The sequence below is a fragment of the Arthrobacter sp. ISL-85 genome (assembly GCF_018613675.1).
Lineage (GTDB): Bacteria > Actinomycetota > Actinomycetes > Actinomycetales > Micrococcaceae > Arthrobacter.
The window spans coordinates 206,319-222,356 of sequence record NZ_JAGGPQ010000005.1 but is presented as its reverse complement, the minus strand read 5'-3'; the positions used below and the strand labels follow the sequence as shown (position 1 = coordinate 222,356).

The 16,038-nt window shown below is 67.8% G+C and carries 11 protein-coding genes and 1 pseudogene; 9 read left to right on the top strand and 3 right to left on the bottom strand.

All coding sequences use genetic code 11. The features are described 5' to 3' along the window. Both J7I84_RS03870 and J7I84_RS03865 read left to right on the top strand, forming a co-directional pair. Positions 1 to 438, top strand: coding sequence for a nuclear transport factor 2 family protein (locus J7I84_RS03870; protein WP_214940825.1), 438 nt, complete (start codon positions 1 to 3; stop codon positions 436 to 438). Between the two features lie 75 nt (positions 439 to 513). Beyond that, the gene (locus tag J7I84_RS03865) at positions 514 to 1,245 is read left to right on the top strand and encodes a glutamine amidotransferase (protein WP_214940823.1); all 732 of its coding nucleotides are present in this window, start codon (positions 514 to 516) and stop codon (positions 1,243 to 1,245) included. Positions 1,246 to 1,302: 57 nt separating this feature from the next. Here J7I84_RS03865 and J7I84_RS03860 read toward each other — a convergent pair whose 3' ends face one another. Continuing rightward, positions 1,303 to 2,712: an MFS transporter gene (locus tag J7I84_RS03860; RefSeq protein WP_214940821.1), complete on the bottom strand. Its 1,410-nt coding sequence runs from the start codon at positions 2,710 to 2,712 to the stop codon at positions 1,303 to 1,305. 279 nt (positions 2,713 to 2,991) lie between these two features. Here J7I84_RS03860 and J7I84_RS03855 point away from each other — a divergent pair, with 279 nt between their 5' ends. From J7I84_RS03855 to J7I84_RS21855, 4 genes and pseudogenes are all read left to right on the top strand, one after another. After that, on the top strand, positions 2,992 to 4,413 hold the full coding sequence (locus J7I84_RS03855; RefSeq protein ID WP_214940819.1) for an MFS transporter: 1,422 nt from the start codon (positions 2,992 to 2,994) through the stop codon (positions 4,411 to 4,413). Position 4,414: 1 nt separating this feature from the next. Further along, the gene (locus J7I84_RS03850) at positions 4,415 to 6,628 is read left to right on the top strand and encodes a molybdopterin oxidoreductase family protein (RefSeq protein WP_214940817.1); all 2,214 of its coding nucleotides are present in this window, start codon (positions 4,415 to 4,417) and stop codon (positions 6,626 to 6,628) included. Next, entirely contained in the window at positions 6,625 to 8,184 is a 1,560-nt protein-coding gene (locus J7I84_RS03845; protein WP_214940815.1) for an FAD-dependent oxidoreductase, read from the top strand. The genes J7I84_RS03850 and J7I84_RS03845 overlap by 4 nt, the downstream gene beginning before the upstream one ends. An 83-nt stretch (positions 8,185 to 8,267) precedes the next feature. Continuing rightward, positions 8,268 to 8,315 (top strand): annotated as a pseudogene (locus J7I84_RS21855) (hypothetical protein); the annotation flags it as partial. A gap of 162 nt (positions 8,316 to 8,477) precedes the next feature. Here the strand turns inward: J7I84_RS21855 and J7I84_RS03835 are convergent. Next, positions 8,478 to 9,893, bottom strand: coding sequence for an NAD(P)H-quinone dehydrogenase (locus J7I84_RS03835; RefSeq protein ID WP_214940812.1), 1,416 nt, complete (start codon positions 9,891 to 9,893; stop codon positions 8,478 to 8,480). A gap of 104 nt (positions 9,894 to 9,997) precedes the next feature. On the opposite strand from J7I84_RS03835, the gene J7I84_RS03830 reads away from it, so the two are divergent. Together J7I84_RS03830 and J7I84_RS03825 are read left to right on the top strand one after the other, a co-directional pair. After that, a complete protein-coding gene (locus J7I84_RS03830; RefSeq protein ID WP_214940809.1) occupies positions 9,998 to 10,816 on the top strand; it encodes a purine-nucleoside phosphorylase in 819 nt (272 codons plus the stop codon). Positions 10,817 to 10,873: 57 nt separating this feature from the next. After that, the gene (locus J7I84_RS03825; RefSeq protein ID WP_214940807.1) at positions 10,874 to 12,622 is read left to right on the top strand and encodes a phospho-sugar mutase; all 1,749 of its coding nucleotides are present in this window, start codon (positions 10,874 to 10,876) and stop codon (positions 12,620 to 12,622) included. A 117-nt stretch (positions 12,623 to 12,739) separates the two neighbouring features. Here the strand turns inward: J7I84_RS03825 and nirD are convergent, their stop codons facing one another. Beyond that, positions 12,740 to 13,120 (bottom strand): nitrite reductase small subunit NirD, encoded by a 381-nt coding sequence (gene nirD / locus J7I84_RS03820; protein ID WP_214940805.1) that lies wholly within the window; start codon positions 13,118 to 13,120, stop codon positions 12,740 to 12,742. A gap of 273 nt (positions 13,121 to 13,393) precedes the next feature. Between nirD and nirB the strand changes: the two genes are divergently transcribed. Next, a complete protein-coding gene (gene nirB / locus J7I84_RS03815) occupies positions 13,394 to 16,036 on the top strand; it encodes a nitrite reductase large subunit NirB (RefSeq protein ID WP_214940803.1) in 2,643 nt (880 codons plus the stop codon). The last annotated feature ends 2 nt before the right edge of the window (positions 16,037 to 16,038 follow it).

Here is a 16,038-nt window from a genome sequence, read left to right as displayed (position 1 = left end):
ATGCTCGCACCAAGTTTCCAGGAAGAAGTGGACCGCTACCACCAGGCGGTTCCCGAGATCACCCGGGGCAACCCGGCGCCGGTCAAGGAGCTGTACTCCCGGCTGGATGACGTCACCCTGGCCAACCCGTTCGGCGGAATAGCCCGCGGCTGGGCCCAGGTGGAGGCCCGGCTGGACCAGGCGGCACGGCAGTTCAGCGACGGCGAGATGCTGGGCTTCGATACCGTCAGCTCCTACACGGCCCGCGATACCGCCTACCTGCTGGAGACCGAGCATTTCCGGGCCCGGCTTGACGGAGCTGCCGCCACGGAGGAGTTCGCGCTGCGCGTGACCAGCATCTTCCGCCGCGAGGAGGGCTACTGGAAGCTGGTGCACCGGCATGCGGACCCTGCGGCCCGGCCCCAGTCCCGGCGGTCACTGCGCCAGCACACAGCCTGAGCAGGAACACGCCCCGCAAAGGCGCTGCCTGACCTGTCGGTGGCAGGCGGCGCCGGCAGGATGCAGACTTAGCACATGCTGCCTTTCCTGCTCCTGGCCTCCCGCGCGGAAGACGCCGCGGCCGAGGATGAGTATGCCGCGTACCTGAGGTACGGCGGGCTGGAGGAACGGGAGCTGCACCGGGTCCGGCTCGAGGCCGCTTCCCTGCCCACAGTGGACCTTTCGAAGTACTCCGGCGTCATCGTGGGCGGCAGCCCGTTTACCTCCAGCGACCCGCCGGAACACAAGAGCCCGGTACAGCACCGGGTGGAACGGGAGTTGTCAGCCCTCCTGGACCAGCTGGTGGACCTCGACTTCCCGTTCCTTGGCGCCTGCTACGGCGTAGGCACGCTCGGGAGCCATCAGGGTGCCGTGATCGACCGGACCTACGGCGAACCGCTGGGCGCGGTGGAGGTGGAACTCACGGAGGCCGGACTGCAGGACCCCATCCTGCAGGGCATGCCGCAAACCTTCACGGCCCTGACCGGACACAAGGAAGCTGTCAGAACGCTGCCCCCGCACGCCGTGCTGCTGGCGCGGGCCGCCACCTGTCCGGTCCACATGTTCCGCATCAGGACCAATCTTTATGCCACCCAGTTCCACCCCGAGCTGGACGCCGACGGGCTGGCGACGCGGATCGACATCTACCGGCACGCCGGCTACTTTCCGCCGGAATCCGCAGAGGAACTCATGGCGGCGGCGCGGCAGTTCACCGTCACCGAACCCATGACCGTACTGAAAAACTTCGTGGCCCGCTACGCCCGCTGAACATGAAAATGCCCGGCGTGCCGGAAGGCAGCGCCGGGCATTGTGGCAATAGAACCGTCAGGCCACGTTGTTCTCGTAGTCCAGGTCGCGGGTTTCGCGGGTGAGGAACAGCGCGATCAGGGTCAGCACCGCCATGGCGGTCAGGTAGATACCCACCAGCCCCGGACTGCCCTTGGCCGCTTCCCACAGGGCGACGGCGATGAACGGAGCCACCGCGGCGCCCAGGATGCTGGAGAAGTTGTAGCTGATGGCCGAGCCGGTGTACCGGACGTTCGTGGGGAACAGTTCCGGCAGCAGGGCGCCCATGGGGCCGAAGGTGAGGCCCATCAGGGAGAAGCCGATGATCAGCAGGCCCATGGTGCCCGCGAAGCCGCCACTGAACAGCGGGACGAACAGCAGGCCGAAGACGAAGATCCCGGCTGTGACGGCGAGCAGCATCTTGCGGCGGCCGTACTTTTCGGCGAGCGGTCCGGAGACCAGGGTGAAGATGCCAAAGAAGACGACGCCGGCAATCAGCATCCAGAGGAAGTCGTTGCGGGTGTAGCCAAGGCCGGGGACAAACGCGGCGGCAGCGGCCTCGGACATGGGTTTTCCGGCCTTCTCGGCTGCGGCCTTGGCACCCTCCAGGGTGGGCTTGGTGCCGTAGGTGAGCGTGAACGTGGTCATCAGGTAGAACAGCACGTACGTGGCCAGCATGATGAAGGTGCCCAGGATCAGCTGGCGCCAGCTGGACTTGAAGACGCGGCCCAGGGGCAGCTTGGCTACCTCGTTGGATTCCACCACCTTGGTGAAGGCGGGGGTCTCGATCAGCTTGAGCCGGACGTAGAGGCCCAGGATCACCATGACGGCGCTGAGCAGGAAGGGCACGCGCCAGCCCCAGGCCTGGAAGGCATCCGGCGTGAGGGTGTAGCTGGCCACCAGGAAGATGACGTTGGCGATGATGAAGCCGATCGGCGCGCCGAGCTGCGGGAAGGTGCCGTAGATGGCGCGCTTGTTGGCCGGGGCGTTCTCGGTGGCCAGCAGCGCGGCACCGCTCCATTCGCCGCCGAGGGCCAGTCCCTGGGCGAAGCGCAGGACCACCAGCATGGCCGGTGCCCAGAACTCCCAGCCCGGAACCAGTGCGGTGGGGAGGCAGCCGATGAGGAAGGTGGCAATGCCCATGGTCAGCAGTGACGCAACAAGGGTTCCCTTGCGGCCGAACTTATCGCCGAAGTGCCCAAAGACGATCGAGCCGAGGGGGCGGGCAATGAAGGCCACGCCGAAGACGGCGAAGGAGCTGAGCAGCTGGGTGGTTTCGTTCGCGCCCGGGAAGAAGAGCTTGGGGAACACGAGCACGGCTGCGGTGGCGTAGACGTAGAAGTCGTAGAACTCCACTGTGGTGCCGATCAGGCTGGCCACGATGACGCGGCCGCGGGAGTTCACCGGCTGGTGCGAACCGGGCACCTTGGTGGTATCGGTGGATGACATGGGTAAACGCTTTCGTGAGACCGGCCGGGCGCTGGCAGTGCTGCCTCCCGGCTCGAATAGTTAGAGTTCGATCTTACTTCTCCCCGTCCAGTCAATGGACGAAACGTCCATTATGCGGACATGCGTTGTGCGTCCCATGATCCGGTCGGTTTTCGACCTCCTCACGCCGTCCAGGCGGCCCGGATAGGCAAAAGTCACAACGCGTTAACAAACATCGACTGTCCGCGAAATGAGCCGTCCCTACCTTGGAGGAACAACATCCCCTGAAGGAGGTAACCCGTGACTGTTGACCGCACCGTTGATGCCGTATCCGCCAGCGCACAGCCCGGCTCTACCCGCACCACTGACGCCCCTGCCCTTGAATTCCGCCCCGGCCGCTGGATCGCCAACTGGGATGCCGAGAACAAGGAGCAGTGGGAGGCCGCGGGCCGGTCCATTGCCCGCCGCAACCTGAATTGGTCCATCTTCGCCGAGTTCCTCGGCTTCGTGGTCTGGCAGCTGTGGTCCATCGTGGTGGTCCAGCTTCCCGCCGCTGGCTTCACCTTCTCCACCTCGGAAGTCTTCTGGCTCATCTCCATGCCGAGCCTGGTGGGTGCCACCCTCCGCATCCCCTACACCTTCATGGTCCCCCGCTTCGGCGGCCGCAACTGGACCATCGTGTCTGCCCTGCTGCTCCTGATCCCCTCCACCGGGCTGGCCCTCTGCGTCTCCAACCCGGAAACACCGTTCGGCGTCATGCTCCTGGTGGCTGCCCTCGCCGGCTTCGGCGGCGGCAACTTCGCCAGCTCGATGGCCAACATCACCTTCTTCTACCCGGCACGGGAAAAAGGCTGGGCGCTGGGCCTGAACGCGGCCGGCGGGAACCTGGGTGCCGCCGTCGCACAGCTTGCCGTTCCCATCGTTATCACCCTGCTGGCCGCCGGCACCGTCAACCTTCCCATGGCCGGCTGGATGTGGGTCCCCTTCATCCTGCTGGCCGCGTTCGGGGCCTTCAAATACATGAACAACCTGACCAGCGCCAAGGGTGATGTTGCCGGCTCCGTCGCGGCACTCAAGGAACCGCACCTGTGGATCATGGCGTTGCTGTACATCGGCACTTTTGGCTCCTTCATCGGCTTCGCCGGTGTGTTCCCCAAGCTGATCAAGGACTACTTCCCGGAGTTCTCCTCCATCGCCGTGGGATCCGTTGCCCTGTCCCTGGCATTCCTCGGCCCCCTGGTGGGCTCGCTGGCCCGCCCCTACGGCGGCCGGATGGCGGACCGAATGGGCGGGGCCCGGATGACGGTATCCGCCTTCGCCGCCATGGCCGTGATCACGCTGACCATGATCTGGACCCTGCCACTGAAGAACTTCCTGCTCTTCCTGGTCCTCTTCCTGATGCTCTTCACCGCCAGCGGCTTTGGGAACGGTGCAACGTACCGGATGATTCCGGTCATCTTCGCCACCTCCAGCCGGGCCGCACGCAAGGGTGCAAGCTCCGTGGCCACCCAGCGGCTCGCGTCCTCGGCACTCGGCCTGGTCTCCGCGATCGGCGCCTACGGCGGCTTCGTGATTCCCCAGGTGCTGAATGCTTCCAGCACCGCCAGCGGCTCCTACACCCCTGCGTTCTACGGCTTCGTCGGCGCTTACGTCCTGATGCTGCTGGTCTGCTGGACCTGCTACATCCGCAAGGCCGGCCGGAATGCGATGGGACACGTCTAGCATGACCACAAGCGCCGACACGCACTGCCCTTACTGCGCCCTGCAGTGCGCCATGACGCTCACGTCCCCGGCGGACCCGGCCCCGGCTTCCCAGCCGGGGCCAGGCACCTCCGCACTTGCTGCACCCAAGGAATCCCCCTCCCTGGAGGTTGCCGGCAGGGACTTCCCCACCAACCGCGGCGGCCTGTGCCGTAAGGGCTGGACCTCAGCCAGCCTCCTGAACCACGCGGGCAGGATCACCGAGCCCCTGCTGAAAGACGCCGACGGCGTCCACCGGCCCATCGGCTGGGACCAGGCCCTGGATCTCGCCGCCGCGGCGGTAAGGGAGGCCCGCGCACGGTACGGGGCAGACGCCGTCGGCGTGTTCGGCGGCGGCGGGCTCACCAACGAGAAGGCCTACCAGCTGGGCAAGTTCGCCCGGCTGGCGCTGGGCACCTCCCGGATCGACTACAACGGCAGGTTCTGCATGTCCTCCGCGGCCGCCGCTGGAATGCGCGCCTTCGGCGTGGACCGCGGCCTGCCGTTCCCGCTCGAGGCCCTGGACACCGCCGGCACCATCCTGATGCTCGGCTCCAACGTTGCCGAAACCATGCCGCCGTTCGTCCAGCACCTCAAGGGAGCCCGCGACGCCGGCGGGCTGATCGTGGTCGATCCGCGCCGCTCCGCCACGGCGGCCTTCACTGCCGACGGCGGCATCCACCTCCAGCCCCTGCCGGGCACCGACCTCACCCTCCTGATGGGCCTGTCCCACGTGGTCATCCACGAAAACCTGGTGGACACCAACTACATCGAAGAGCGGACCACGGGCTACGGCGGCGTGGTCCGCAGCGTCAACGCGTTCTGGCCCGAACGCGTCCAGTCCCTCACCGGCGTCCCGGCGGAACTGATCCGGGAAACCGCCCGCCTGCTGGCCGCGGGGGCCCGAAAGGGCGGCAGCTACATCCTTACCGGGCGCGGCGTGGAACAGCATGTGGACGGCACCGACACGGTCACGGCCGCCATCAATCTCAGCCTGCTGCTGGGACTGCCGGGGACTGCCCGCAGCGGCTACGGCACCCTCACCGGCCAGGGCAACGGCCAGGGCGGCCGCGAGCACGGCCAGAAGGCCGACCAGCTTCCCGGCTACCGGAAGATCACCGACCCCGCCGCCCGCGCCCATGTGGCCTCCGTCTGGGGCGTCCCCGAAGAAACGATTCCCGGCCCCGGACTGCCCGCCGTCCAGCTGCTGAAATCACTGGGAAAGCCCGACGGCGTCCGGTGCCTTTTCGTGCACGCCTCCAACATTGCCGTGGCAGCACCTGATGCCAACGCCGTGATCGAGGGGCTGCGGAGCCTGGACTTCCTGGTGGTCTGCGACTTCTTCCTCTCCGAAACCGCTGCGGAGGCGGACCTCATCCTTCCCGTGCTCCAGTGGGCGGAGGAGGAAGGCACCCTGACAAACCTGGAAGGCCGCGTCCTGCGCCGCCGCCGCGCCATCGCCCCTCCCGCCGGCGCCCGCAGCGAGCTCTGGATCATGGCGCGCCTGGCGGAGCGGCTGGATGCCCCCTCCACCTATAGCGAGGATCCGGAAACCGTCTTCGAGGAACTCCGCCTGGCTTCCGCGGGCGGCCTGGCCGACTACTCCGGCATTGACTACGCCATGCTGGACCGGGGCGAGGCCGCCTACTGGCCCTATCCGGCCGGCAGCACCGGAACGCCGCGGCTGTTCCGGGACGGCTTCGCCCACCCCGACGGCAAGGCAGTCATGGTCCCGGTGGCGCCGCGCCGCCGTCGTACTCCCGACGCGGAGCCCGCCGGGCACGCAACAGACCCCGCCGGCAAAGCCATGACCCTCATCACCGGCCGGCTCCTGGAGCACTACCAGTCCGGGGCCCAGACCCGCCGGGTCGCCGAGCTCGTCGCCGCCCAGCCCGGGGCCACGGCGCAGCTCCACCCGGCGGCGGCCGACGCCCTGGGCATCGCCGCCGGAACGCTGGTCTCGGTGTCGAACGGGCGCGGCGAGGTGGTGTGCCGGGCCGAGCTCAGCACCGCCATCCGCCACGAGACGGTCTTCCTGCCCTTCCACTTCCCCGGGGCCGAAAGCGCCAACCGGCTGACCGAAGCCGCCACCGATCCGGTATCCGGGATGCCCGAGTTCAAGTTCAACACCGTATGGGTCCGGCCGGTGGCCGCACCCGATTCCGCCCGCATGCTGCAAACGACGGAGGCCTCATGAGCGAGCAGATTGTCATTGTGGGATTCGGTCCCGTGGCCGCACGCCTGGTGGACGAGCTCCTGCCCGCCGTGCGCAGCGGACACGCCAGCCTCACAGTGGTGGGTGAGGAGGCAGAAGCCGCCTACAACCGCGTCCTGGTGGCCGATCTCGGCGTCGGACGGACCACCGCTGGCGCCCTGGCGCTGGCCGATGCCACTGAACTGGCTGCAGAGGGCGTGGACGTCCGGCTGGGCGTCCGCGTCAGGCGCGTGGACCGGGCGCGGCAGCAGGTGGTGCTCACCGAGGGGGCGCCGGTGCACTACGACAGGCTGGTGTTCGCCACCGGATCCCGGCCGGTGATCCCCAACCTCACCGGCATCAATCCGGACCCGTCCTCCCCCGTGCTGCCCGCCGGGGTTACAGCGCTTCGGGACCTGCGCGACGCCGAGGTGCTGCGCCGGGCCGTGGCCGGCGGCCGGCGCGTGGTGGTCCTGGGCGGCGGCGTCCTGGGCCTGGAAACCGCGCTGGCCGCCGCGGAGGAAGGCGCCACGGTCACCGTGGTCCACAACGGCCCACACCCGCTGGGACGCTCCATTGACCGGGGCGGCGGGGCCGTCCTGGCTGCGGGGCTGCGCCGCTGCGGCGTCCGGGTGGCCGGCAATGCCCGGTCCATCGGCGTTGAGCATAACGCGCCCGACGGCGGTTTCTCGGCTTTGCTGCTCGATGACGGGTCCGCGATTGACGGCGACCTCCTGGTCATTTCGTGCGGGGTACGTCCCCGGACAGAGCTGGCCGAAGGATGCGGCCTCTCCACCGGAACCGGGATCCTGGTGGACCACCGGCTGCGGGCGCACCACGAGCCGCACATCTTTGCCATTGGGGACTGTGCCGAACTCCGCTGCCCGGACCCGGGCTGCGCCGCCTGCCGCAACGCCAAGGGCCCGTCCGGCCTGGTGGGTCCGGGCTGGCGCCAGGCCGAATGGCTGGCCGGCTACCTCACCCTCCTTGCCTCAGGCCTGGCCGCTGAGGCCGGACTGCTGCCCGCCCTGCCGCCGGAACAGCCCGGCGTCGTGGTCCTGAAAGCCCGGGGCATGAACATGGCCGTGGCCGGAGACAACGCTGCCGAGCCCTGGGACGAGGAAGCCCTCACGGCCGGGGCGGTCAGCGGCAGGCCCCGCCTGCAGGTCGCCCAATGGGCCGATCCTGAGCACGGCCGATACGTCAAAATGACCACGCGCGGCGGCGTGCTGGAAGGCCTCGTGGCGGTGGGCATGCCCCGCACCGCGGCTGAACTGGTGGGACTCTTCGAGCGGGGCGCCGAGCTGCCCGCCGACCGGTCGCTGCTCCTGCGCCTGGATGGACCGGACCAGCTGCCCGGGGCTGGAGCTACCGACCCCGCCGGCACGGTGTGCAGGTGCGCCGGGGTCAGTGGGGCGGCCATCACGGCGGCGGCCTCTGACGGCTGCTCCACGGTGGCCGAGGTTTCCAAGGCCACCCGCGCGGGCACTGGATGCGGCGGCTGCCACGAGGACATCAAGGGACTCATCGAGAAGCATTTCCAGGTGGCTGTGGCATAGGGGCATCCTGGGCTATGCCGGCACGGCCATGACCATCGCCGGCCGGCTCCACTCCGGGAAAGGTCCACATCAACGAACAGACCGTGTCCGATGAGGCGAACTCTCCTTTCGGCGGAACGAAGAACTCTGGTAACGGCTCGCGGATCGGCGGCCAGCACGCCACCATGGAGTCGTTCACCGAGATCCAGTGGCTGACCATGCGCCCCGACATCGCCCCGTACCCGTTCCAGGACAGGCGCCTGCCAGAAAGGACAGGGTTGGAAGGGGCCCAGCCCCCTCCTTACGGGAAACCCTTACATGTGGACGTGCAGGCGGCGGGCGGCCTCGGAGATGGACCCGGTCAGCGACGGGTACACCGTGAAGGTGCTGGCGACGTCGTCCACGTGCAGTTTCTGCTTGACCGCGATGGAGATGGAGAAGATCAGTTCGGATGCGTTTGGCCCGACGACCACGCCCCCGATGACAGTGCCGGAGCCCTTCCGGGCGAAGATCTTCACGAACCCGTCTTTGGCGTTGCGCATCTTGGCGCGGGCGTTGCTGCGCAGGGAGAGCTTGACGATGTCCGCCTGGTACTTGCCGGACTCGATCTCGGCCTCGGAGACACCCACGTTCGCGATCTCGGGCGAGGTGAAGATGTTGGACGCCACCTGGTGGAGCTTAAGCGGGGTGACGCCGTCGCCCATGAAGTGGGCCACCGCGATGCGGCCCTGCATGGCGGCCACGGAGGCCAGCGGCAGGACACCGGTGCAGTCCCCGGCGGCGTAGATGTTCGGAGCCGTAGTACGGGAGACGCCGTCGACCTTGATGTGGCCGCTTTCACTGACCGCCACGCCGGCCTCCTCAAGGCCGATGCCGGCGGTGTTGGGAATGGAGCCAAGGCACAGGAGGCAGTGGCTGCCGGTCACCGTGGAGCCGTCGGCGAGCGTCACCACCACGCCGTCGTCCGTGCGTTCCACCGCCTGGGCGCGGGAGCGGGAGAGGACCCGGACGCCGCGGCGTTCAAAGACTTCCTCCAGGACCACTGCGGCGTCAACGTCGGAGCCCGGCAGCACCCGGTCGCGGCTGGAGACGAGGGTGACCTTGGAACCGAGGCCGTTGTAGGCGGACGCGAATTCGGCGCCGGTGACGCCGGAGCCCACCACAATGAGCTCCTCGGGCAGCTCGTCAAGGTTGTAGATCTGGGTCCAGTTCAGGATCCGTTCGCCGTCCGGGCGCGCCGTTTCCAGCTCGCGGGGGTGCGCGCCAACGGCCAGCAGGATGGTGTCCGCTTCCACGGTTTCGGTGCTGTCAGCGGTCAGGACCTCAATGGTGTGGCTGTCCAGGATCCGCCCGGAGCCTTCGATAATGCGCACGCCCTGTTTCTCCAGGCCGTCGCGGATGTCCCGGGACTGGTTGCGGGCCAAGTTGAGGAGGCGGTGGTTGATGTGCTTGAGGTCGGCGTGCATCACCGGTACGAAGTCGCCGCCGTCGACGTCGAACTTCACGCCCAGCTCGCCGGCCTCTGCCACCCGGGTCATCAGGTCAGCCGTGGCGATGAGGGTCTTGGAGGGAACCACATCGGTCAGCACCGCGGAACCGCCGAGCCCGGCACGCTCGATGATGGTGACGGTCGCCCCCAGCGAGGCGGCCACCATGGCAGCTTCGTATCCGCCGGGACCACCTCCCAGGATTGCGATCCGGGGGGAACTGAAATCTGGGTGCGTAGTCACAGTAATCCATTCTCTCCCATTTACGGCCCGACCACCAAGAAACCAGGGCGCTTTCCGGGCCTGCCGTGACCGGGGCAACATGGGAGGCAGGATAACTTGTACTGGTGAGTACAACAGACTTCCTGAACACGGACCCGTTTGCCGCCGCCCGCGCCGCCGCGGACTACATTGCGGAAGAGACTGGAGTGGACCGCCATGACACCGCGCTGGTTCTCGGCTCCGGGTGGGGCGAGGCGGCGGACCTGATCGGCGAGACCACCGCCACGCTGTCCGCCGAGGAGGTTCCCGGCTTCCACGCCCCAGCCGTGGAGGGCCACGTCGGCACCATCCGCTCCGTGCTGACCAAGGAGGGAAAACGCGCCCTGGTCCTGGGCGCCCGGACCCACTACTACGAGGGCAAGGGCGTCCGTGCCGTGGTGCACGGTGTCCGCACCGCCGCCGCGGCGGGGTGCAGCACCCTGGTCCTCACCAACGGCTGCGGCGGCCTAAACGAGGACTGGGCCCCCGGCACGCCGGTCCTGATCCGGGACCACATCAACCTCACCGCCACCTCTCCGCTGGAAGGCGCCACCTTCGTGGACCTGACGGACCTGTACTCCCCGCGGATCCGCGGGCTGGCCCGCGAAGTGGACCCCACCCTGGACGAGGGCGTTTACGCACAATTCCCTGGCCCCCACTATGAGACGCCGGCTGAGGTGCAGTACGCCAAGCGGATCGGTGCGGACCTCATCGGCATGTCAACGGCGCTGGAGGCCATCGCCGGGCGGCACGCCGGCATGGAAGTGTTCGGCATTTCGCTGGTCACCAACCTTGCAGCGGGCATCAGTCCCCAGCCGCTCAGCCACCAGGAAGTCATTGAATCCGGCCAGGCAGCGGGGCCACGTATTTCCCGGCTGCTGGCTGACATCATCGCCCGGCTGTAGCGGGTCAGGCGCCCTCGGTGCGTCATGTGGACGGGCAATGACGATAGCGTTATGCCCATGACGTCTTCCGATGCCGAACTTCGCCTGCTCACCGAGGCCCGCGAATGGGCTGCCCAAGACCCGGATCCCGCAACGACGGCGTCGCTCCTGGAGCTTGTCCGGCTTGTGGAGGATGGCGATCCCGCGGCCCGGCAGGAACTGGAAGACAGCTTCCGCGGCACGCTGCAGTTCGGCACCGCGGGACTGCGGGCCGCGCTGGGCCCCGGGCCCAACCGGATGAACCGGGTGGTGGTCCGCCGCGCCGCCGCGGGACTCGCCGCGTTCCTTGTCGATGCCGTGGCCAAGGCTGCTTCGGGTACCCGGCCGCGCGCCGTCGTCGGCTATGACGCCCGGCATAACTCGAATGTCTTTGCAGCGGAAACGGCGGCGATCTTCACTGCGGCCGGCATCGAGACGTTCCTGCTGCCCGCACCCCTCCCCACTCCCCTGCTGGCCTACGCTGTCCGCGCCCTGGACTGCGACGGCGGCGTCATGGTCACTGCCAGCCACAACCCGCCGCAGGACAACGGGTACAAGGTGTACCTGGGGCGGCACGCCGTGCCGGCGGACGGCGACGGTGCCCAGATCGTGGCGCCGTACGACGCCGAAATCGCCGCACGAATCAGCGCTGTGGGGCCGCTGGAATCGATCCAACTGGCCGCGGATGGCTGGACTGTCCTGGACGGCTCGCTCGCTGCCGACTACCAGCGGGCGACGGCGGCACTCGCCATGCCGGAGCGTTTTCCGGCACGCGACCTTCGGATTGTCCTGACCCCGCTCCACGGCGTTGGCGGGGGCACGGCGCTGGAAGTACTGAAGTCGGCAGGTTTCACGGATGTCACCGTGGTGGCCGAGCAGGCCGATCCGGACCCCGATTTCCCTACCGTCAGTTTCCCCAACCCGGAGGAACCCGGTGCGCTGGACCTTGCCCTGGAAGCAGCGGCACGGCTCGACGCCGACCTCGTCATCGCCAATGACCCCGACGCCGACAGGGCTGCGGTGGCAGCGAAGGACCCCGACACCGGGGCGTGGCGCATGCTCCGCGGCGACGAAGTGGGTTCCCTGCTGGGCGCCCACATGGTGGCCCGGCTCGCAGACGGCGACTCCGTCGCGGAGGCTGACGGCCGGCGTGTGTTCGCCAATTCGATTGTTTCCTCACGGCTGCTGGCGCGCATCGCCGCCGCCGCCGGACTCGACCACGAGGAAACTTTGACCGGGTTCAAATGGATTTCCCGGGTTCCCGGGTTGGTCTACGGCTACGAGGAGGCGCTGGGATACTGCGTCGCTCCGGATCAGGTGAAGGACAAGGACGGCATTTCCGCCGCGGTCCTGATCGCCGAACTCGCAGCCACGGCCAAAGCAGCGGGCAAGACGGTTTTCGACACGCTGGACGAGCTGTACCTTCAGCACGGCCTGCACGCCAGCGACCAGCTGAGCATCAGGGTTGCGGACCTGGGCCTGCTGGACGCCATGATGAACCGCCTCCGGGTTTCGCCGCCGGAGTCGTTTGGGCAGTCAGCGGTGGAGGTCTTCACGGACCTGGCCGCAGGGAGTGCCCAGCTGCCGCCCACGGAGGGCTTGCTCTACATCACCCGGAACCTGACCCGCGTCATCATCCGCCCCAGCGGGACGGAGCCCAAGCTCAAGTGCTACCTGGAGGTCATCCACCAGGTTGGCTCGGCCGCGGAGCTGCCGGCCACACGGCAGGCCGCGCGGGCATCGCTGGACGAGGTCCTGCACGACGTCAGCGAAGCGCTGGGCCTGTAAACGGTTTAAGCGTGAAAAGGGGCGCCGCGGCTTTTGAAAGCCCGGCGCCCCTTTTTGTGTCGTGCCGCTGTTTGTGTCGTGCCCCTGTTTGTGTCGTGCCCTAGTGAGTCGTGGGCGTCAGAGCTCCACCTCGACGAAGCCGTCCCTGACACGGGTCCTGAACGCTTCCAGCCGCAAGCCTGCCGCGGTGAAGCACTCGCCGGTCTCGAGGTCATAGACCTCCTTGTGCAGCGGCGAGGCTACGGTGGGGCGGGTCCCCCTGGAACCGAGGATGCCACGGGCCATGACGTGGGCTCCGGTGGCCGGGTCCTGATGCGCCACGGCGAAGACTTCACTGGGGCCGGTGCGGAAAAGCGCCACCTGGCGGCCTGCCACCAAGGCGGCCTCGCCCCATGCTGGTTCAAGATCGTCCACCGCGCAGACACGGCGCCAGCCGGTCCCGAATCCTGCGATGTCTGATTCGGCGGCGAGCGCCCCGAGTTCAAGTGTTGCCGTCATGTCCGGCTCCTTTCCCTGTGCCTGTTGATCGGTGCCTGTTGTCCCCTGCAATGGCTGCTTTTGCGGCCGTGTCCCACGCTAGGGTCCGGGTGTTTCAACGGGGTGCGGTGAATGTGTCCGGCGGGTAAAAGAGACCTAACGTGGGCGGAAATGCGTTCGTGATGCAGAAGTTAAGTTGACGAAACAAATGGGAAACTGAGGCGAAACTGCCCTTTCCTAGGCTGGAGGCACAAGCTGCAGAGCACCGTCTGCGGCCCATGCGAAAGGCCCACAGTGACCGAACAGACTTCAAGCACCGAGATTCCGCGCCGCATCGTCGTCGCCGGCGGCGGCCCTGCGGCCCACCGTTTTGCGGACGCCATGCATGCCCGCGGCCTCGACGGCTGGCATGTCACGGTCCTCACCGAGGAAGCCCACCTCCCCTACGACCGGGTGGCGCTCTCCAAGGCCCTCACCGATGCCGGAGTGGACCTCACCCTGGGCACCGCCTCAATGTGGGACCACGGCTCGCTGGTCCTGAAGACCGGCGAACGCGTGGTCAGCATCAACGCAGAGGCGAAGACGGTGGAAACCGCTGCGGGGCACGCCTACGAATATGACGAACTGGTGGTGGCCACGGGCTCCGATGCCGTGCGCCTGCCTATTCCCGGTGCACAGCATGCCCACGTCTACCGCACCCTCGAGGACGTGTGGGCCATCAACAAGGCCATTGCCGAGCTCACCGAAAAGCTTGGCCGCAAGATCAACGCCGTGACCATCGGCGGCGGGCTCCTGGGCCTTGAATCCGCCGCCGGCACCGAGCAGCTCGGCGCCACCCCCGTGGTCATCAACGGGGCTCCCTGGCTGATGAACACCCAACTGGACGAGGGCGCCGGCCAGGCCCTGGGCCGCCTCATCGAAGCGAAGGGCTTCGAAGTCCACGGCGGCGTGTTCCCTTCCGAAATTTTGGCGGACGACGACGGCCAGGTCACCGGCGTGCTGATGGCGGACGGACGCATCATTCCGGCCGACCTGGTGATCGTCGCCGTCGGCGTCAGGCCCCGCGACGAGCTCTTCCGCGCCGCCGAGGGCGAAGAGCAGCTGTTCAGCCTGGGCCCGCGCGGCGGCGTGGTGATCAACGACTTCTGCGCCACAGAGGTACCGGGCATCTGGGCCATCGGTGAAGTGGCCAACTTCGGCGGCATGTGCCTGGGCCTGGTGGCCCCCGCCAACACGATGGCCGAGATCGTGGCTGACCGGCTCCACGGCGGCGACGCCACCTTCCCCGGCTTCGACACGGCCACCAAACTGAAACTGTCCGGGGTGGACGTGGCCAGCTTCGGCGATGCCTTTGCCAGGACCGAGCACGCCCTGGAAATTGTCTACGCCGACCCCGCCCGCGGCGTGTACCAGAAGGTCGTGACCACCGACGACGCCAAGACCCTTCTGGGCGGCATTTTTGTGGGCGACGCGTCCCCCTACATGAGCCTGCGCCCGCTCCTGGGCCGCGAGCTGCCCGCCGAGCCCGGCGCCTTCCTCAGTGCTGCAGGCGGCGGCGAAGCTCCCGAAACAGAGCTCCCCGACGACGCCACCTTGTGCTCCTGCAACAACGTCACCGCGGGCACCATCCGCGACACGATCAACGGCTGCGGCACCTGCGAGGGCAACGCCCCCGTCCAGGAGTTGGGCGAGCTGAAGGGCTGCACCCGGGCCGGCACCCAGTGCGGCTCCTGCGTGCCAATGCTGAAGAAGCTGCTGGAAACCGAGCTGACCAAGTCCGGCGTCGAGGTCTCCAAGGCCCTGTGCGAGCACATCGAGCTGTCCCGCCAGGAACTGTTCGACGCCATCCGCGTCCTGGAATTGACCTCCTTCGAGGAGATCATGGCCAAGTACGGGACCGGCGCCGGCTGCGACATCTGCAAGCCCACCGTCGCCAACATCCTGGCCAGCCAGAACAGCGCCTATGTGCTGGACGCCGGCCGCGGCACCCTGCAGGACACCAACGACCGCGCGCTGGCCAACATGCAGAAGGACGGCACCTACTCGGTGGTCCCCCGCATCGCCGGCGGGGAAATCACGCCCAAGAAGCTCGGCGTGATCGCGGCGGTGGCGGAGAAGTACAACCTGTATACCAAGATCACCGGCGGCCAGCGGATTGACATGTTCGGTGCCCGCCTGGAGCAGCTCCCCGAGATCTGGAAGGAACTGGTGGATGCCGGCTTCGAGTCCGGCCAGGCCTACGGCAAGAGCCTGCGCACCGTGAAGTCCTGCGTCGGGTCCACCTGGTGCCGGTTCGGTGTCCAGGACTCGGTGGCCATGGCCATCCAGCTGGAACTGCGCTACCGCGGCCTGCGGAGCCCGCACAAGCTCAAGATGGGCGTCTCCGGCTGCGCCCGGGAATGCGCCGAGGCCCGCGGCAAGGACGTGGGCGTGATCGCCACCGCCGACGGCTGGAACCTCTATGTGGGCGGCAACGGCGGAGCCACCCCGGCCCACGCCCAGCTTCTGGCCAAGGACCTGGATGACGAGACGCTGATCAAGTACATCGACAGGTACTTCATGTACTACATCCGCACCGCCGACCGCCTGCAGCGCACGGCCCGCTGGCAGGAAGAGCTCGACGGCGGCATCAAGCACGTGGAGGATGTGGTGGTCAAGGACACCCTGGGCATCGCAGCCGACCTCGAGGCCGCCATGGCCAAGCATGTGGACACCTACATCGACGAGTGGGCCGACACCCTGAAGGACCCTGAGCGCCTGCGCCGGTTCCGCTCCTTCGTCAACGCCCCGGACCAGAAGGACGACTCCATCACCTTCGTCCCGGACCAGCGCGGCCAGATGCGTCCCGCCACCCCGGAGGAAAAGGGGAAAGTCCTGATCGGCGCCTCCATCCCGGTCCGCACGGCCACGACGGAACCCAACGGAAACGAGGCATAACC